Genomic DNA, 18,809 nt, shown 5'->3' with positions numbered 1-18,809 from the left:
CATAATTTCCATCAATCCAGCGTTTTGTCAGCTTCCTATCACAACAATCCTAATTACCATTAAAAGATTTCAAATGACACCAAAAACAACTTAGTTCTCAAGATCAGGTATGCTTTTAGACAGCCCAGTCAATTATTGATCTTTGTCCCCTTATTATAAAACCAATTACATATAATCGCCTTATTAAACACCCGATGAATTTCTAGCAGACCCTATTTTTTCTTCAAGATTTTTGATAATCAATGCGGAAAAATCTTCTTTTACAATCTCTTCTGTTTGGCATAAAGCTCCCGGACTAAAAACATTTATCTCCATAATACGATCGCCCACAATATCCAAACCGACAAAATACATTCCATCCTGTATCAATTTGTCTTTGATTTTATCAACCATAAGTAGCAGCTCCGGCGAGATTATCGCGGCTTGGGTTTTTGCCCCTTGGTGCACATTGCTCCGGATCTCATTCCCCTGTTGTACACGATGAACAGCAGCATATTTTCCATTGATGGAAACGGGTTCACCATTCAACAAAAAAAAACGGATATCACCAGCAGCTGCTTCGGGCAGATACTCCTGCCCAATCACATAGCCATCCCTGGCAATCGCCTCGACCGTTTGTTTTAGATTCTGTTGATTATCTTTATTGATCAAAAACACATTTTTCCCACCAGACCCCTTTAAAGGTTTTAAAATAATCAGTCTATTTTGCTGCTCAAAAAACTCGACAACATCAGTATAATTCCTGGTTACAATTGTTTTGGGTCGGATAGACTCGTCAAAACCCTCGAGATACAATTTGTTACTTGCCCGGCCCAAACTATCGGGATCGTTAATGACCTGTACACCTTTTTCTTTTAATAAGGAGGCGAACTGCAGCGCAGATGAAGCTGCCCAGGGTCGATTCACCATATCCAAAACAGGATCGAATCTAAGCCAGATCACATCCATCTTCTCCAATTCCATTTTTGTCTTTGCTGTAGCTCTCAATACCTCCATCAACTGCTTTGCAGAGGTAATCTGTTGAGTAGGAAGCACCTCACGCACATGAGCGGCAATATGGGCAGATTCATAATAAAAATCGGCCAGTCCGATGTAATAAATCGCATGCCCTAGCTGATGTGCCTTCAATGCGAGCAGGGTTGTTGTGAAACGTTCAGTTTCTTTATGGGTCTGATTAATAACAAATGCTATCTTCATATAGTGTCGCTGATTATTGTATCATCTGAAATATTCCTTTACTTTTCTTGAGGTTGGTTAATACATCTTTATAGGGTGAGGTCAAGTATTTGGGTGTTAACACCGGAGCATTCAATACCCCCTTAAGCATTAATTCTTCGACTATTGGGATATAATCTTCCCTGATCTTGCCCATAGTCAGCAAAGTGAGATCCCGACCACTTTTTATATAATTTATCAACTCGATCAAGCCACTGAGGTACAACGCATCTTTTGTGAGCCCTCCGCTTCTAAAAACACGCATGGTCATCTGAAAAGCCGTGTCTGGCAGAAACTGATATTTGTCCACCAACAGCGCGAATGTATCTAAAAAAGTGTTTCCCTGTTGCATGTGATATACCGCTACCACCCTACCCGCTAATATGCGTAATCGATTATTCGTCAAGCCACCAACCAAGTATTCGGCGAGTACGGCCAATCCCTCCTGAAGCTTCTCATATCCGGGAACTCCCAATCTAAAAAGGCTGAAGGGCTGCTGTTTACCATTATAGTAGGTCACGATATGAGTCCCAACTTCGTGTTGGATCAATGCCTGTACCCGATGTCGGGGCAGACTATATTGTTTACTGATATTTAAGACCCCTTGATTCACCATCACTCCATAGATATCATCCCGAAGCCGTACAGTCGTACCAAAATTAGGATCTTGGCTTTTTAAATAATCTAGTTCTTCCTGTGCTAGTTTTGCAAACTCTTCTGCATAGACGATATCCTCTTCCTTTGTCCGATGCTCCCTGTCAGTCGCTGTAATTGTTAATATGGCTTGCGCTTTCTCTAACAGCTTTTCGTTGACGGTACCAAACACCTGCATGCTACCCAGTAAAAATCCCTCTTTCCCCCTTTCGCTCAGCATGCTCATCATCTGATCGAGCTCTTTGCGTTTATCCCGAAACAAATAAGCTATGGAAGGGTCATAAAGATCTTCAATATGCAGATTATAGAGGTTACGTTTTATAATATCGGGATCAATGGGCATCGGTCTATAATGAAAAACAGGAACCCTGCGATAGTTTCCCTTTTTGAACTGCAGCCAGGCATCATAGGAATTTGTCGGTGTCACCAATAATAGAAAATCAAACCGCTGGCTTTCACGGGCCAACTTTTGATCGATTTCCCAAGCCAAAGGAAGCATCTTTTTGGGATGACTAATTTTAAATGATGTTGGTTTTGACAGGGTATGTATGCGAATAAATTCAAAAAATGTTTTGGATAAACTTCGGGATATAGCTTCACGAAAATGGCGAAGATCAATGGGAAGTATCTGTTGGTTGGCCCCCAGCAGGTACTTCGGTTTGATTTCTAATCCCATATACAAGATATTACTATTTAGTTTATCCAATTGTATACTCGCCGGGGAGAGACTTTGTGTCGCATTGGTTTTCGTGTCGGTTACAATTTCGACTTTGGCAATAGATTCCTCTGTTTCCAATTGCTTTCCAAGATATTGTGCAATGGATTGCACATTTTTCCGGGCAATATGGATCTGAATATCTTCTTCCTGCCCCGGGCTTGCGGTCCAAGCTTCTATAATTAGACATGCACCAAATTCTTCGACGAACTGGTTAAGTATCGGTGCGATCCAGTCCGATACATTCATTTCTGGGTCCTTAACTCTAAAATACGCGGGTTCGGATTTTACCAGTTCCGCCAGCATTGGATCCGGGCTAAAAAACTGTCGATACAAAAATAAATAAGGTACAACCTGATTGAATACCATTTTATTTTTTGGTGGTATCTGCGTATGAAAAACCTCCTTATTTTTGATTTTCTTTAGGATACCCGCTAACTGTTTCGCATTATCTTTCATAGGCAAAATAGGATTCGAGGGTGTCAGTGGTTTGCATTAAAAGTTGCTTATATTCCTGTAACTTTTGAGGGTAGACCTCTCCTGTCCATTCATTCATAAAATCCTTGCGAAACTCAATAGAAAACACACAACCCTTATCGCCAAATTGCTCATTTAAATAAGATGACAAAAAGCCGCCCTTAAATTTAACATTCTCACGCACGTCGTAGACCTGCCCATCTTTACCTGTACGAAGCACATCCATCAATGCGCTGGTCAATTCCTGCCATTTGCTGTGATTGTTTGCTGTTCCAATATTAATCTGTGGATTGTTTACTTTGTCGATCATAACCGTCGGCCCATCCCGGAGCGCGTTATAGCTATGAATATCATAAACAACAAAATAACCATAGCGGTCAATGGTGTTTTGAATCTGCTGCGTTATCTTTCGGTACAACATGTCATAAGATTCGTACAGTTGATCTTTTATATGTTGCGGCAACGCTGTCCTCCAGACCTGAATTCCCCAAGACTGTTCAGGAGTCAGATAAATCGCTCCATCCTTATTCCGGTTTAAATCCAATTGGAACCTCGATGTGCCACAAACAAAGCGGTTAAAGGGCAATTCGGCCAAAATTGCTGTATACGGATCCTCCTCACGTAAACGATCTTCGGGAGCAATATGTAAATACGATTCTAAATCCGCATCGATATGATGACCATCGTGGATAGCAAAAGCCCAAAAAGGGCTTCTATAATTTTCGAATTGATAAAGATAGGATAAGGACATGTACTTTATATTAAACAGTTTCACTGATTATTTGCTCACTCCGCTTAAGTAAACATTTACAAGTGATAAAAGGTTTGAAAAATAAAATACGACAGCCTCGGTACAATGGAGTACAGGCCTGTTGGCCATTGAAAGCGTTAAAAATCGTTAAAGCGACTGATTGATTTATGCCCTGGCATTCTTATTGAAAGTTGTTTACTAGTTTCATAAATTTAGGTTAATAATTAGTTAGTTTATAAAAAACCTGTTAGTCCCCGCTAACAGGTTTTTTATTTTCTAATACGAAAAGAATGTAAATACTAGAATATTTTACTGAAAATCAATATAGAAATACTAAAAAATGTTAAAAAATGTAAAAAAGTAAAAATAGTTGAAACATTTTATGTTCGGATCACGTTATACCTGTACTTTTCATAAATTTAGGTTAATAATTGGTTAGGAAAACTCCTGTTGCTCCCCGCTTCAGGAGTTTCTGTTTATCAACAGTTTACAACAAAACCAACAGTAATAACCCTTGGTATATCCGCATACTTTAACACATCTGCCACCTACGACGATTCATTCGAGAATCAGTTTTGGAAATCAGCAAAATCAGGTGTTTATCCAAAATAGAAGCGAAATTATAAGTTAACAAAAAAATGACAATTTATTCATCTTAGGTAAATAAGTTTTGGCACAGGTATTGCACTGTTTTAAGCATTCATAAATTTAGGTTAATAATTGGTTAGTTAAAACACTTGAAGTTCCCCGCTTCAAGTGTTTTTCGTTTAACGACTCCTGTAAAAGAATCAGATCAATTGTTTCAATGCGATTTCATACGCTCTCGAAGAGATCTGTGTACGGTCTGCCGAAGAATCTCTTATTTTTTTTAAAGCCTCAAAAATCACCTTTGAAACGTCAGAGAAGATCGCATCATCACTCATTTCTATATTTCGCTGCATTAAATAAGCAAATACCCTTGCCATACCACAATTAGCGATAAAATCAGGGATCACCGCAACATGCTGATCAGCAAACTCCATCACTGGACCATAGAATATTTCCTGATCAGCAAAAGGGACATTTGCACCAGAAGCAATGACTTCAAGCCCATTTTCAAGGAGCTGCTGGATCTGATCTTTTGAAACCAAACGTGATGCTGCTGCTGGAACAAAGATATCGGTCTTCAATCCCCATATTTCTTTCTGAATCTGCTCAAAAGACATCAAATCCGGTGAATTAAGCTCATTTCCCTTGCGATCCAGGAATAATTGTGTAATCTCCGCTTCGCTGAAACCTTCCCGATTGATTAAACCACCAGCCCGATCGATAATTCCGACAATTTTCACGCCCAGCTTAGAGAGGTAGAAAGCTGCGGCGGCGGCAACATTTCCCCAGCCTTGGATGACTGCACGTTTTCCTATACAGTTACTTCCAAAAAGTTGATAATAATGGCGGATAGATTCAGAAACTCCATAGCCTGTTATCATGTCTGCAACCTTATATTTACGCTTTAAATCCGGACTGTAGGTATTATCTTCCAATACTTTGGACACTCCATAGCGCAACTGTCCTATTTGGTGGATACGGTTGCTCTCATTTACCTTAAAATGTCCATTCAAGATACCTTCCTGTGGATGCCATAGGCCATATTCTTCAGTCAATGGAATGACATCATGGATTTCATCGATATTAAGATCCCCTCCTGTACCATAGTAATTTTTTAATAACGGTGTTACCACCTTAAACCAACGGTCTAAAACCTCATTTTTGCGTGGATCATGTGGGTCAAAGTCGATACCAGATTTGGCACCACCGATAGCGGGGCCTGAAACCGTAAACTTTACTTCCATTGTTTTAGCAAGGGACTCTACTTCATGCCGATCCAGGCCTGCACGCATCCGTGTGCCTCCACCCGCTGCACCGCCCCGCAACGAATTGATAACAATCCATCCTTTGGCATCAGTTTCACTATCTTTCCACTCAAATACGATTTCCGGACTCCGGTGCTCAAATGCACGCAATAATTCTTTCATACCCAACATATCCTTATAGATTACCTCTGCGTTCCTGTTCACGTTCGATTGCTTCAAAAAGTGCCTTAAAATTGCCGGCGCCAAAACTCTGTGCGCCTTTTCGCTGAATAATCTCATAGAATAAAGTTGGCCTATCCTCTACAGGTTTGGTAAAAATCTGAAGGAGATACCCCTCTTCGTCACGATCCACCAAAATACCCAGTTCTTGGATAATCCGGATTTCCTCATCTATTGCTCCAACCCTTTCTGGTAGCATGTCATAATATGCTTCTGGAGGAGCTCCTAGAAATTCAACCCCTCTGGATTTAAGTTCCCGCACCGTACGTACAATATCCTTCGTTGCCAATGCCGCATGCTGCACACCCTCACCCTCATAGAATTCAAGATATTCCTCAATTTGAGATTTCTTTTTTCCCTCAGCAGGTTCATTGATCGGAAATTTTACATAGCCATTGCCATTACTCATCACCTTACTCATCAATGCCGAATATTCGGTATTGATCTGCTTATCATCAAAGGACAGGATGTTGACAAAGCCCATCACATCCTGATACCATTGAACTGTTTCATTCATTTTATTCCAGCCTACATTACCTACGCAATGATCGACATAGAGCAAACCGGTCTCTGCTGGGTTATAGTCGCTTTCCCATTTTTCATATCCGGGCATAAATAAACCATTGTAGTTCTTTCGCTCCACAAAAAGGTGCACTGTTTCTCCATAAGTGTATATCCCTGCAGTCCAGACCTCCCCTTGTTCATCTTTGAGAAGTTGCGGTTCCTGATAGACTTTTGCTCCCCTTTTGGTCGTTTCCTCAAATGATTTGCGGGCATCATCAACCCATAAAGCCAATATTTTGACGCCATCGCCATGCTTTTTGACATGCTCAGCAATAGGATGGTCTGATTTAAGGGCTGTGGTCAGCACCAGCCGTATTTTATCTTGCTTTAAAACATAAGATGCACGGTCTCTAATACCGGTCTCTGGCCCTGCATAAGCCTCCGACTGAAAACCAAAGGCAGTTTTGTAATAATGTGCGGCCTGCTTCGCATTCCCCACATAAAATTCAATGTAATCGGTTCCATTAATAGGTAGAAAATCTTGCGCTTGGGCAATCTTCTCTGCAAATGTATTTGCCATAATTTATATAAAGGTTATTCGTATTTAACTTAACTCATCCAGGATTTAAAGTAATCGGGATCTTCAATTTTTAACGCCTCTTCGGTCAGCATCAGGGGACGGAAAGGATCGATCATGACCGCAAGTTCCTCGGTTTTAACTTGTCCAATACTTTTTTCGACCGTACCGGGGTGTGGTCCATGCGGGATACCACCCGGATGTAATGTAATCTGTCCTTTTTCAACCGATTTCCGGCTCATAAAATCACCATCCACATAATATAGCACTTCATCCGAGTCTACATTGCTGTGGTTATAAGGCGCGGGTACGGCTTTTGGATGGTAGTCATACAGACGTGGACAAAAACTACATAACACAAAGGTATCAGTCTCAAAAGTCTGATGAACAGGTGGTGGCTGATGCAATTTTCCGGTAATTGGCATAAAGTCATGAATGGAAAATGCCCAAGGGAAATGATAGCCATCCCAACCAATAAAATCAAAAGGATGGCTTCCATAGATGTAAGGATAAATCAATCCCTGTTTCTTGATTTTCACCTCAAAATCACCAAGCTGGTCAAAAGTTTCCAGATCCTGTGGTACACGGATATCCCGCTCAAAAAAGGGAGCATGCTCCATCAGCTGGCCAAATTCATTACGATACCGCTTTGGCGTACGTACCGGCGAAAACGATTCAACAATAAATAATCGGTTGTCTGTCTGATCAAATTCCATCTGGTAAATTGTACCCCTGGGGACAACCAGATAATCACCATACTGAAAAGGAATACTTCCGTAGCCCGTCTTGAGTTTCCCTGTTCCCTGGTGCACGAAAATAATTTCATCGGCTTGGCTATTTTTATAAAAATAATCCGTCATGGACTGACGGGGAGCAGCCAGTGAAATGTGTAGGTCCTGGTTGACCAGAACAGGTGTACGGCTTTCCAGATAATCATCTTTGGCCTGAACCTGAAATCCTTTTAAACTGGTATGTTTAAGATGTTTTTCACGGGCAATCTTTGGAGTAACATCATAAGGTTCACGGATCTGTTTGACCAACGTAGGCGGATGGCAATGATACACGAGCGAATAAAGACTGGAAAAGCCATGGGTAGAAACCAATTCTTCAGCATAGAGCGTATGATCGGGCTTTCTAAAAACAGTATGTCGCTGTGCTGGAATTTGCCCTTGTTTAACATAAAATGGCATAATTCTACAATTTAAAACGGTTATAAAAAATAAATGAATATCAACGTTGCCAATAGCATCGATTGGCAAAAAATTCGAGGGGATTAGTATTGGGCAAAAACGATATCAGCTATAATTGCTCTATTAAAAGCAATATAGGGCATGGATGACGCAAAGCGATGTATTCCACGATTGATCATTTTTACTAGTTTATAATGTTATAATAAAGGTAAGAATATTTTTCTGTTTTCAAGTGAAGAAATATTTTTTTCAAAACTTATACGATATATTTGTGTCGCATTCAAAGATTGAATAACCAATAGAATATTCCGATATGAGAATTGTTACGTGCACGAAAAATGGCCAACATGAATTAGGTATTATAATCAATGACCGGGTATATACCTGCTCGGAGATAGCCCCTTCCCTTCCGACCGATATGGCTGATTTTTTGATCCGTGGAGATAAAGCCATAAATGATTTAAAGTACTATCATAGTGCATTGCTGAAGGGACGGATGTCCAGACCTTACCAGTTATTACAAGATAGTCAGCTTGTTGCACCGATACCGCATCCGACATCGGTGCGTGATGCCTATGCTTTTCGGCAGCACGTAGCGACCTCAAGAAGAAACCGCGGACTGGATATGATTCCGGAATTCGATGAATTTCCTGTTTTTTACTTCTCCAATCATCAGGCCATACAAGGCCCAGGACCAATACAATGTATGCCACTGCATCTTGAGCAACTGGATTTTGAACTTGAAGTGGCCATCGTAATCAATAAAACAGGTATAAATATCCCTGCCTCAGAGGCTGATAAATATATTGCCGGATACATGATCATGAATGATTTTAGCGCGCGAAAGCTCCAGATGGACGAGATGAAATTAAGCTTGGGGCCAGCCAAAGGAAAGGATTTTGCTACGGCAATTGGTCCATGGCTAGTCACCAAAGACGAATTGGAACCTTATAAAATTAATTCTTCAGGAGATCATATTGGTGACAGATACAATCTCGACATGTCATGCCGCGTGAATGGTCAACAGGTTTCTTCCGGCAATTTTGCTACGATGCACTGGACATTTGCCGAAATTATCGAACGCGTCTCCTATGGTGTACGTCTCTTTCCGGGAGATGTGATCGGCTCCGGAACAGTTGGAACAGGATGTTTTTTAGAACTCAACGGCACTGGACGCTTGGAGAATCCTGCTCATCAGGATCAATGGTTGCAGGTAGGCGACCAGATCGAGCTGGAAGTAACAGGTTTGGGCAAGCTTTCCAATTCCGTTGTATTATACCACCAATAAATCTATTCAAAAAATGAATTCTTCTTCTTTCGATACAGTCACATTTGAGTCCTCGGCTGATAAAGCCATCATTGATAATTTAATCAAATATGCTATTGCGCCTCGTCCCATCTGTTTTGCGAGTACCATCGATGCAGCGGGCAATGTCAACCTGAGTCCCTTCAGCTACTTCAATCTGATGTCACATCAACCACCAATATGCGTATTCTCACCCTTGCGTCGCATGCGTGATGGCAGTACCAAGCATACACTGGACAATATTCAGGAAGTCAATGAGGTCGTCATCAATATCGTAAACTATGCGATGGTACAGCAACAGTCACTGGCCAGTACAGAGTACGGCAAGGAGGTAAATGAATTTGACAAATCTGGATTTACACCGATCCCATCATTACACGTTCGTCCACCGCGGGTAGCGGAATCTCCGGTTCAACTGGAATGTCGTGTAAGAGAAGTGATCGCCCTGAGCGACGAACCCGGCGCAGGAAATCTCGTTATAGCAGAAGTACTTTATATGCATGTGCACAGAGAACTCTTGCACAAAAACAATACGATAAAACAAGAGGAGCTAGATCTGGTCGCCCGACTCGGCGGCGATTGGTACTGCCGTGTAACCAATGAAAACCTCTTTATTGTTCCTAAACCACTCCGCAGTCTGGGTATTGGCGTAGATCAGCTGCCCGAAAGTATTCGCCTTTCCAAAGTACTTACCGGAAACCATCTCGGGTTACTGGCCAATGTAGAATCCTTACCGGTCGTAGAGCAGGCCTCCCAGGAGGATAAATATTTAAACTACCTCCGACTGAACTTTCAGCAAGATTCACCACAAATGACAAAAAAAGTACATGAATACGCGGCGCAATTGTTGGATACAGAGCAATTAGATAAAGCATGGCAGGTACTATTAAGCCTATAAAAGCTTCGGTGCACAATACTACAGATAAGCAAACCTATAAAAATATCGGGGACGCAATACCTATTGCACACCTACAGGAATCCGGAAGCATAGACTGACAGCTATGCTTCCTTTTGACCAAGGTCAGCTAAAACCTGATCGGTTATGGTGATTCCCTGATAAAAGGCTTCCTCAAAGATAGATATACCACTTAAATCAGAATGTGCAAAATAGACTTTATCAGCAATAGGTTTTGTCAGTTCGATACGCGCTTCGTCTGATAGAAAACCACTGACAGGGCTGATCATACCATGCCCGTGTCGAAAAATTTCAATACTGATGACTTCATTTTCTATTCCATAATGCGCCTTCTCCAGATCTTCCATAATAAACTCTCTCCATTGCTGATCTGTCCACTGATATAGTTGCTTCCGGTTTCCGTTGAGGTCCCCATCTCCCAGACTATGATAATAGGTAATCACAAAAGGGCTTTGCAGCTGATTTAGGCTCTGGTGCTGATCATAGACATAACCCAATCCCTTTCCGTTATAAATAATATTTTCCCAGGAAAGTGTCGCACCATCTGTAAAAGGGAAACGATGCAAGACAATAGTCGCTACGATCCAAGGTGCATAATGAAATTTTTTCGTCAATGCCGTACGGTTTGGCAATAGATACTGATTGACAAACTGTGGGCAACAATTGATCACCTTCTGGGCTCTGATGGTCTTTGACAATTTCGCTTTATCGTCGAAGACTGACACTTCCACAGCATCTTGCCCAACATGTATCTGATAAGCCAGATGTTTATTCAATACCCTACCATCCGCATATTTTTTTAAATGGCTGACCAATCGCCCATTCCCTTCCTGCCAGGTAAGCACCAGATCCTGGTAGGCAGACCAATCGTGCTTTCGGCTCGCAAAGTAATGTATAGCAGCAAAAGCAGAAGTAGCTGCGATACCGGTACCATAATCGTCACGACAACAGTAGTTCACATAACTAAAAACAGATTCCGTCTTATACCCCTCTGATTCCATCCATGAACGCATCGTCAGGACATCCAATCTTTTGAGATCATCCGACTGCGAAGCATTGCGCATCGGGATATCAAAAACATACTTTCCATCACTACCTTTCAATTGCTTAAACTGACCCATCTGTGCCATAAAACGATCAATTTCAGCCGCCTCCTGCTGGGATAACCCATAGCTGGGAACAATGCCTTCCTGCCAGATGTTATGGATAAAAAGTCGTTCCTGCGGAGCAAAGGACAATTGTTCCTCATCAAATAATGGAGCACCCCCCTCCGTCCAGCCGACGATAATTTTCGATTCTTCCAAAAACCGCAGCAACTCCTTATTGGAAGCATTCGGAATAGGAAGATAATGTGCTCCCAGCGGATAACGACTATAAGCATTCTCACCATGACGCGCATTGCCTCCTACTTCAGACTCCATGTCCAAAAGCAGAAAATCGTTCATTCCTTTTTGTTGCAAACGATAGGCAGCCGATAGTCCGGTTACACCAGCACCGAGAATCAGAATAGGTATTTCAACCACTGCTGTAGATTTGGGGAAATCCTGGAATCGCAGACGATGCCCCAAAATATGATCTGTCCCCGTCAGGCGCAAAAAAATACGGTTCACCTTTTTCTTACAGGCCTGAGCAAACTGCAGGCCGATTGCCCCCAAGAATGCGAGCTTGAGAAAACCACGCCGCGAGGGATTAAATCTTACTCCATTCTTCATCAAAATACCGCACTAAAATCTGATTGTCCAAACGGTTTATTTCTACATGATCCGCACGCATGTCGGCCGGAAACTCAGTCAGTTCTCTAAAATGATAATTGTAATACCGCAGCTTATCCACCCGCCGGGCAATATGCTTAAATTGTTGTGTCATATCTGCTGAAAATAGACAAAATCCCCATTCGCCGAAGGATGGCACATAGGTATGATAGGCGACGGTATTTGGAAAAACCGTGCTGATTGTCTCATGAATACACCAGTAAGATTTGGGTGCAAAATAAGGCGAAGTTGTCTGTACGGACACCATAGTATAGGGTGTCATCAGCGGCAATAGACTTTGATAAAAACTTGTCGTATATAATTTTCCAAGACTATAGTTTGATGGATCCGGAAAATCGATAATCATGACATCGTATTTTTCCTTTGCAGATTTTGCCCAGATAAATGCGTCCTGATTGATCACTTTTACCCTTGCGTCGTTCAGCGAGCCCTTGTTGTGACTGACCAGTAGTTCATTTGTCTGGAACAATTTGGTCATACCCTCATCCAGATCCACCAATGTAACCTTTTTTACACCTGGATATTTCAGAACCTCCCGGACAGCGAGCCCGTCTCCACCACCAAATACCAATACATTCGATACATCTTTGGCCATAGACATCGCTGGATGCACCAAAACCTCATGATACCGATATTCATCTTTGGTGTTGAACTGTAAATTATTGTTCAGAAACAATTGATATTCACCCTTGCTCTCTGTTAGAACAATACGCTGATAGGGTGTAGAATGTTTATAGACAATATTATTCCCATATAATTGACTTTCGGAATATTTAAGCAAATCATCGGAATAAAAAAACACAACCGAAAGCAATACCAGACAAATTATTGATTTGGCTTTAATCCAATTGGGATTTTTAAGTCTTTTAGCGAGATAGAATGATAGAAAGACACCTACCAAAATATTGATGATCCCAAAAAATAGTGATGTTCCCATTACGCCCAGCCGTGGAATCAACAGGATAGGAAACAGCACTGAAGCGATCAATGCGCCGATATAATCAAAAGCAAATACATTGGAAACCAAGTCCCTAAACTGAACCCTATCTTTTAGAATATTCATCAATAAGGGTATCTCCATACCGCAGAGACAGCCAGTCAGAAAAACAAAGAAATAGAGTACAAATTGAAAGTGTTCGACCTGCTGAAACAGTAAAAATAAAACGACAGAACTGCAACCGCCAATGACACCGATCAACAGTTCAATATCAATAAACCGGTCAAAAAGGTTTTTGGTGATGTACTTAGCTAAAAAAGATCCCACCCCCATCGAGAATAGGTAGGTACCAATAATAAATGAAAACTGCTTGACTGAATCTCCCAATAAATAGCTCGCCAATGCACCCGCAACCAGCTCGTAGATAAGCCCGCAAGTAGCAATGACAAATACCGCAAATAAGAGAAAAATGGGCAGATTGCTCTTTTTACCCATGTATTGCCGCAGCTATTATAATCGATATGCCTAATATAAAAGCCGCAAAAACAATCGCCAAAGCCATATTCTTGTTCTTTACGATCTCCTGCCAAGATTGTTCCGGTGTCAATCGCTCAATAAGCCAATAGGCCAATAACAATACAGCAATGCCAATAAGCGAATAAATCAATGATGCTGCAATTCCTTTATAAAACAATTCGTAATTCATTTTTATATTAATTTTTATTTATGACCTGAACCATATCCACTATAACTACCACCGCTACCATAAAAGGATCGACGATAATGCGATCTTGACCCTGTATAAGTATGATCTTCCAAGGTGCTTGTCCGCGTTGTAGTCCTACAATCTGTGGAGGAATTTACAAATAGGCTAACAGCAACAAAAAAGGCAAAAAAAGCAACTAAAGCGACACCCAGCCGATCAAATTTTAAGATATCGAAATAACCTAAACCTTCAGCCCGAGCAACAAAATCTTTATTTTTAATCGCCAGAATCTTGCTTCTAAAAATCCCAACAAGGACAACAATGCCCACTAAACAAAGAATCAAAAAGTTATAACTGGTACCTCCGTACGTTAATTTATAGTCCTCTGTGAGTTCAAAATTAACATCTATATCGGCCGCACCATTGGTTGAAGAGGTTACAAAAACGAGGTGATAGATCCCCGGTTGGATACGGCAAAAATCGACGGTCAATCCACTTGCGTAATTAACGTCATTGTTCTCGTGGACAGCGGTACCAGACTCAATAAACTCATTTGTCTTTTCATTGACCAATTTGATCATCAACTGGATGGGATGGCTTTTAGATTCCGATATTCCATCCAGAACCAGTTTCTTGGGTTTATCGCCTTTTAATTCAAAAGAGGCGCCGACAAATTCCGAGTTTACTTTTTTTGCAGGAAATTTTTCATCAAACTTATACGTATCCTTACCGATCTGTCCCCAATTTAAAACCCAGAATAGAACTGCCAACAGCAAAACAGCAAAGACACCAATATTTCTCAGCTTCGTCCCTACAACCTCCTTTCGGGCAATGTAGTCGTTATAAGTATCAAAAATTTTATAATAGCCTTCATCCCCCAGGTAAATCCCCTGATAGTACTGTACGTCATTGTCAATGAATTCCTGAGAAATAAAACGATCCTCATTACCTGTTTGAATGTAGGTCAGGGTCGTTGACTTCGATTCCAGATCTTCAAATACAAAGCCCTCTGCATAGACAACGGTTTGTTCCTCCGTATACTCCAGGTCATAGTGTCTATTACCAAACTTACATGAGTTGCTTTTCGGTAAAAGCGTCACCTGCTCTCGATCAATGGTGTGTAAGGCACAAGTATAGTCTACGCCATCGCTGAAGTAGATATCGTCTTGATTCGCGTTTAACCCCACAAACTCATTTCCATATTCGCCACTTTTTGTAAAGCGCTGTATCTTGGAGATAATATAATAGCTATTTCTCTTGAATTGAACAGACTCGCCCAAAGTAGCCCATTGCATGACTAAGGGAGCCGAAAATTCCTTCACATAAGTTAAGGTTTCGACCGTCTTACCTTTAAAATAACTATGACAGTTTGCACAAACGAAACCTGAAAAATCGGTTACCTCGATCTTAAACCGGTGTGCATGGCCACATTTTTTGCAAATTACATCCATAAACTACCGATTAACCACAGTTTCGTTAATAACTATTGCATTAAAATAAGTTTTAAAGAGCTTACCCAAATGCAAAACTTTTTCACTGTTATCTTTTAGATAATTACAGAGATAAACATCTAATGTCAATTGTCCAAATTCCGGCCAGGTATGGATACAGATATGGGATTCCATTAAACAAATTGCAGCGGTAAATCCACCGCCCTCAAAAGAATGGGTGGAAATACCTACAATTTGTAAATTATGGATATTGATCTGCTTTTTTGTAAACTCCAAAAAAGGATCTATAGTAGTCAATAATGATGCCTCCTCGACCTGCAATGTCATCAGCAGATGTTTTCCGGGAGTATACTTTTCGTTCATCAGAAATAACTGGATAAATTAAACGTTCCAAATATAAAAAGTTTTACCAGATTTTTATACTACGGGAATCAATCATTTCACTCAGTGATTATTTAACGACTCTTCTTTTGCCACCCGTAAACCATCATCTATCAGTTTTTTCAAGCTGGGTCGAATTGTAATAATAGTTTTAAGCTTACCTTGTGCACTTTCAGCCAAGTCGTAGGCATGATTCGCCCAGGCGATCTCATAAAGTTCTATTAGCGCGAGCCAGTTATCTGTTATTTCAGCAGACAACTGATCAAAGATATCTGTCCAATGCTCCGTATCAAATGATCCCGACCGCAGTGCTCCGATCAGCGCATGCAAGGACAGCAATTTTGAGTCTTCATTTTGTGTATACAATACAGCCGATGGCTCTGCGATCTCTTCCCCAATGGACTCATAAGCATCTTTATCAGCTGCACCTGCAAAGACTGAAATAATCTCCGTACCAACAGCCATGTCGTAAGTTCCCCATTCCGGTTTAAAATAAATTTCCTTCCGGCCATTTCGGTAAACTTCGCAATCTTCAAACGAAATCAATACAACTTTGCCCGCTTGACGTACAACCTCCAAAACAACGCCCTCAACCACGATCCCTGAAGAATAATGCAAAGAACATCGCTTTCCTTTACTAATGCCATAAGCACTCAATTCTTCGTCTGAGAAGTCGGCCAGGTCTTTGTTGCTGCCTGTCAGGTAACCAACCGGAGATCCAAATCCCTCCCGATGATAGCTTATGCCATGCCCTGCTAATTGCTCCCCTGAAAACGCCAGTGCCGTGGGTCCTGTTGTCTGTATATAGGAAATAGATTGATCTGCATTCGCCGCTTTAAAAATACCTGATACCTGCAATCCAGAACTATAAACTGCAGTACATACAGCCTGACAGTCAATCGCTTTTTCCAAACTCTGCTTACCTCCAAGCCGGAAAGCCATGGTATCTGCAAACTGATTCAGGACATCCATTAAATGTTCAAAATCGGGTGTGACAAACAATTGCGGCTGTGGCTTAGTAATATCATAGGTATATGCGACAGTATTTAAATCATAAGGTAGCTTTGGCACCGATTTTTGCATACAGCTGGCACTTTCGCCGATGGAAGACAGTAAACCTGCACCATAAATCTTAGGATCATCAAGACTACCGATCAGACCATACTCCACAGTCCACCAATGCAACCTACTCAGCAAAGCCATTTCCGAAGGTTCGCCCATATTGTCCTGAACGGTCTTCAACTTGTTTTCAGCTTCCGCCAATTCGGCTTCAGTTGTACCTGCGTGCTCTTTTAAAATTGATAAATGGCGAATAGCCTCATACAGTTCGAAATCCTTCCGGGAAGACAATGCTTTTGTTCCAATTTCACCAAAGTACTGCAAATAAACCGCATAATCGGGCTCACCTATGATCGGTGCATGGCCCGAAGATTCATGAATGATATCTGGTGCCGGGGTATATTCAATATGTTCCAATTGTCGAATATCTGCGGCTATAACCAATACCCGATGTGCCTGAAATTCCATAAAAGCTGCAGGTGGTATAAATCCATCGACCGTTACAGCTCCCCAACCAATTAATTTCAAACTATCGTTCATCTGTTGCAGATCCGGTATATGTGCAATAGAGAGCCCCGCTTTCTTCAATCCCGGTATGTATGGGTAATAAGCGACATCTTTTAAAAAGGAATAATTCTGACGCATGACATAGCGCCACAAGGCTTGGTCCAAAGCCGTATAACGTTCGTATTGCTGGGCGACTACATAGCGCTTTAAATGTTTGGGCAACTGCTCCAAAACAACATTATTATATGTTTCCATTTATAATCGGTATCAAAATAAAGTGTGAGACTTTGTATGAAGGTAGAAAATATTTATGGTTTCCAAAAGGCCAATCTTACATTCTCGCACTTTTTTACAAAATATATCAAAGGTATGACTCACAAAACCTTCCTAAACAAATCTAAAAAAACTTCTTTTTCCTAATTTAATTCTAAAAGCAGTTTCCAGATCAACGGGCAGATTAGCATCCAGCCATTTGTTCGAATCAATCTGTACTGCCCCCTCAGCAATGAGTCTGCGAATAGCTGACTTGCTCAGATCTTTCTTTAAAAAGTGACAAAGGTCGACGAGCTTTGCAACAGAACCCAATTGCGCATGAACATGTTGCAACGATACCTCTTCAAAACTTTTATCATCAAATGATTTTTGCTGGAACTGTTTCGCAAAAAAATCCAATGCATCTGCAGCAGCCTGCGGATCGTGGTATTGAGCTACGAGATTATGCGCAATAAGCTTTTTGACTTCCATCGGGTTTTCGCCTATTTCCAGCCGTGATTTTAACATCTTCTTTTCCGTCAGGGTAAAGTCTGTCGTTAGGTCAATATAATCTGGGATTAAGCTATCGGGAATAGACATTGTTTTGCCAAACATTTCATTCGGTTCATCCAACAGCCCAATGGTATTGTGCAGCGATTTGCTCATTTTCTCTTTACCGTCCAATCCTCTGAGCAGCGGCATACATAAGACAAGCTGAGGATCGAGGTTAAAAGATTCCTGAAGCTGGCGACCCATTGTACAATTAAACAATTGGTCTGTCCCTCCCATTTCAATATCGCTTTTGATATGTACGGAATCAAACCCCTGCAATATTGGATAGATAAGTTCATGCATAGCGATCGGCTGATTGTCTGTAAAGCGCTTATGAAAATCATGCCGCTGCATAAGCTGCGCGACCGTCACTTTTGAAACAAGCTGAATAACCTCCGCAAAATCCAATTGATCCAACCAATCACTATTAAAGACAACTTTTGTTTTTGACATATCAATGATTTTAGCTAATTGCGCAATATAGGTTGTAGCATTCTCAGCTATTTTTTTCTGATTCAAAGGTTTGCGCGCTTTATTTTTGCCTGTTGGATCCCCTATCCGCGCGGTAAAACTCCCAACCAAAACGACGATTTGATGGCCCAATTCCTGAAATTGCTTAAGCTTTTTCAACACCACAGCATGCCCCAAATGAAGGTCTGGAGCCGTCGGATCAAACCCGAGTTTAATAATCAGCGGACGCCGAGTTTCTTTGGATTGTTGCAATTTGGACCTCAGCCCATCCTTTGGCAACATAATTTCAATGTTCTCTTCTAAATCTGTTAACATAATGCTATAAAACAAAAAAAGCCCGAACG

General features: G+C 41.2%; 15 protein-coding genes. 2 read left to right on the top strand and 13 right to left on the bottom strand.

Features of this window, described 5'->3' with window-relative positions; all coding sequences use genetic code 11:
• Nucleotides 1–183: 183 nt before the first annotated feature.
• The 6 genes from DFQ12_RS19195 to DFQ12_RS19170 all read right to left on the bottom strand — a co-directional run bounded on the left by DFQ12_RS19195 (nucleotide 184) and on the right by DFQ12_RS19170 (nucleotide 8,155).
• Nucleotides 184–1,197: an ATP-grasp domain-containing protein gene (locus tag DFQ12_RS19195; RefSeq protein WP_120260672.1), complete on the bottom strand. Its 1,014-nt coding sequence runs from the start codon at nucleotides 1,195–1,197 to the stop codon at nucleotides 184–186.
• Nucleotides 1,198–1,210: 13 nt separating this feature from the next.
• Complete coding sequence (locus tag DFQ12_RS19190; RefSeq protein ID WP_120260671.1) at nucleotides 1,211–3,043, bottom strand: peptidase MATCAP family protein; 1,833 nt, start codon at nucleotides 3,041–3,043, stop codon at nucleotides 1,211–1,213.
• The gene (locus DFQ12_RS19185) at nucleotides 3,033–3,812 is read right to left on the bottom strand and encodes an N-formylglutamate amidohydrolase (RefSeq protein ID WP_120260670.1); all 780 of its coding nucleotides are present in this window, start codon (nucleotides 3,810–3,812) and stop codon (nucleotides 3,033–3,035) included. Before DFQ12_RS19185 ends, DFQ12_RS19190 begins: the two co-directional genes overlap by 11 nt.
• Before the next feature lie 788 nt (nucleotides 3,813–4,600).
• Nucleotides 4,601–5,869: a Glu/Leu/Phe/Val dehydrogenase dimerization domain-containing protein gene (locus DFQ12_RS19180; RefSeq protein WP_244211791.1), complete on the bottom strand. Its 1,269-nt coding sequence runs from the start codon at nucleotides 5,867–5,869 to the stop codon at nucleotides 4,601–4,603.
• A complete protein-coding gene (hppD, locus tag DFQ12_RS19175) occupies nucleotides 5,841–6,968 on the bottom strand; it encodes a 4-hydroxyphenylpyruvate dioxygenase (protein ID WP_120260669.1) in 1,128 nt (375 codons plus the stop codon). Before hppD ends, DFQ12_RS19180 begins: the two co-directional genes overlap by 29 nt.
• Before the next feature lie 29 nt (nucleotides 6,969–6,997).
• The gene (locus DFQ12_RS19170; RefSeq protein WP_120260668.1) at nucleotides 6,998–8,155 is read right to left on the bottom strand and encodes a homogentisate 1,2-dioxygenase; all 1,158 of its coding nucleotides are present in this window, start codon (nucleotides 8,153–8,155) and stop codon (nucleotides 6,998–7,000) included.
• Nucleotides 8,156–8,468: 313 nt separating this feature from the next.
• Here DFQ12_RS19170 and DFQ12_RS19165 point away from each other — a divergent pair, with 313 nt between their 5' ends.
• Both DFQ12_RS19165 and DFQ12_RS19160 read left to right on the top strand, forming a co-directional pair.
• Complete coding sequence (locus tag DFQ12_RS19165) at nucleotides 8,469–9,443, top strand: fumarylacetoacetate hydrolase family protein (protein WP_120260667.1); 975 nt, start codon at nucleotides 8,469–8,471, stop codon at nucleotides 9,441–9,443.
• A 13-nt stretch (nucleotides 9,444–9,456) separates the two neighbouring features.
• Entirely contained in the window at nucleotides 9,457–10,359 is a 903-nt protein-coding gene (locus tag DFQ12_RS19160; RefSeq protein WP_120261008.1) for a flavin reductase family protein, read from the top strand.
• A 101-nt stretch (nucleotides 10,360–10,460) separates the two neighbouring features.
• On the opposite strand, the gene DFQ12_RS19155 is transcribed toward DFQ12_RS19160, so the two are convergent.
• From DFQ12_RS19155 to tyrS, 7 genes are all read right to left on the bottom strand, one after another.
• Nucleotides 10,461–12,089 (bottom strand): FAD-dependent oxidoreductase, encoded by a 1,629-nt coding sequence (locus DFQ12_RS19155; RefSeq protein ID WP_120260666.1) that lies wholly within the window; start codon nucleotides 12,087–12,089, stop codon nucleotides 10,461–10,463.
• Complete coding sequence (locus DFQ12_RS19150) at nucleotides 12,067–13,581, bottom strand: polyamine aminopropyltransferase (protein ID WP_120260665.1); 1,515 nt, start codon at nucleotides 13,579–13,581, stop codon at nucleotides 12,067–12,069. Before DFQ12_RS19150 ends, DFQ12_RS19155 begins: the two co-directional genes overlap by 23 nt.
• Complete coding sequence (locus tag DFQ12_RS19145) at nucleotides 13,574–13,792, bottom strand: DUF350 domain-containing protein (protein ID WP_120260664.1); 219 nt, start codon at nucleotides 13,790–13,792, stop codon at nucleotides 13,574–13,576. Before DFQ12_RS19145 ends, DFQ12_RS19150 begins: the two co-directional genes overlap by 8 nt.
• A gap of 14 nt (nucleotides 13,793–13,806) precedes the next feature.
• Nucleotides 13,807–15,243, bottom strand: coding sequence for a hypothetical protein (locus DFQ12_RS19140; protein ID WP_120260663.1), 1,437 nt, complete (start codon nucleotides 15,241–15,243; stop codon nucleotides 13,807–13,809).
• Between the two features lie 3 nt (nucleotides 15,244–15,246).
• Complete coding sequence (locus tag DFQ12_RS19135) at nucleotides 15,247–15,606, bottom strand: S-adenosylmethionine decarboxylase family protein (protein WP_120260662.1); 360 nt, start codon at nucleotides 15,604–15,606, stop codon at nucleotides 15,247–15,249.
• 81 nt (nucleotides 15,607–15,687) lie between these two features.
• Nucleotides 15,688–17,445, bottom strand: a complete 1,758-nt coding sequence (locus DFQ12_RS19130) for an aromatic amino acid hydroxylase (RefSeq protein WP_120260661.1) — start codon at nucleotides 17,443–17,445, stop codon at nucleotides 15,688–15,690.
• A gap of 132 nt (nucleotides 17,446–17,577) precedes the next feature.
• The gene (gene tyrS / locus DFQ12_RS19125) at nucleotides 17,578–18,780 is read right to left on the bottom strand and encodes a tyrosine--tRNA ligase (protein ID WP_120260660.1); all 1,203 of its coding nucleotides are present in this window, start codon (nucleotides 18,778–18,780) and stop codon (nucleotides 17,578–17,580) included.
• Nucleotides 18,781–18,809: the final 29 nt, after the last annotated feature.

The organism is Sphingobacterium detergens, from assembly GCF_003610355.1.
Taxonomy (GTDB): Bacteria; Bacteroidota; Bacteroidia; order Sphingobacteriales; family Sphingobacteriaceae; genus Sphingobacterium; species Sphingobacterium detergens.
This window is presented reverse-complemented; position numbering and strand designations above follow the sequence as displayed.

Coding starts and splice junctions, on each gene's coding strand:
- DFQ12_RS19150 (WP_120260665.1), bottom strand. CDS start 13,581: ATGGGTAAAAAGAGCAATCTGCCCATTTTTCTCTTATTTGCGGTATTT.
- DFQ12_RS19140 (WP_120260663.1), bottom strand. CDS start 15,243: ATGGATGTAATTTGCAAAAAATGTGGCCATGCACACCGGTTTAAGATC.
- DFQ12_RS19190 (WP_120260671.1), bottom strand. CDS start 3,043: ATGAAAGATAATGCGAAACAGTTAGCGGGTATCCTAAAGAAAATCAAA.
- DFQ12_RS19195 (WP_120260672.1), bottom strand. CDS start 1,197: ATGAAGATAGCATTTGTTATTAATCAGACCCATAAAGAAACTGAACGT.
- hppD (WP_120260669.1), bottom strand. CDS start 6,968: ATGGCAAATACATTTGCAGAGAAGATTGCCCAAGCGCAAGATTTTCTA.
- tyrS (WP_120260660.1), bottom strand. CDS start 18,780: ATGTTAACAGATTTAGAAGAGAACATTGAAATTATGTTGCCAAAGGAT.
- DFQ12_RS19135 (WP_120260662.1), bottom strand. CDS start 15,606: ATGAACGAAAAGTATACTCCCGGAAAACATCTGCTGATGACATTGCAG.
- DFQ12_RS19160 (WP_120261008.1), top strand. CDS start 9,457: ATGAATTCTTCTTCTTTCGATACAGTCACATTTGAGTCCTCGGCTGAT.
- DFQ12_RS19185 (WP_120260670.1), bottom strand. CDS start 3,812: ATGTCCTTATCCTATCTTTATCAATTCGAAAATTATAGAAGCCCTTTT.
- DFQ12_RS19155 (WP_120260666.1), bottom strand. CDS start 12,089: ATGAAGAATGGAGTAAGATTTAATCCCTCGCGGCGTGGTTTTCTCAAG.
- DFQ12_RS19130 (WP_120260661.1), bottom strand. CDS start 17,445: ATGGAAACATATAATAATGTTGTTTTGGAGCAGTTGCCCAAACATTTA.
- DFQ12_RS19165 (WP_120260667.1), top strand. CDS start 8,469: ATGAGAATTGTTACGTGCACGAAAAATGGCCAACATGAATTAGGTATT.
- DFQ12_RS19145 (WP_120260664.1), bottom strand. CDS start 13,792: ATGAATTACGAATTGTTTTATAAAGGAATTGCAGCATCATTGATTTAT.
- DFQ12_RS19170 (WP_120260668.1), bottom strand. CDS start 8,155: ATGCCATTTTATGTTAAACAAGGGCAAATTCCAGCACAGCGACATACT.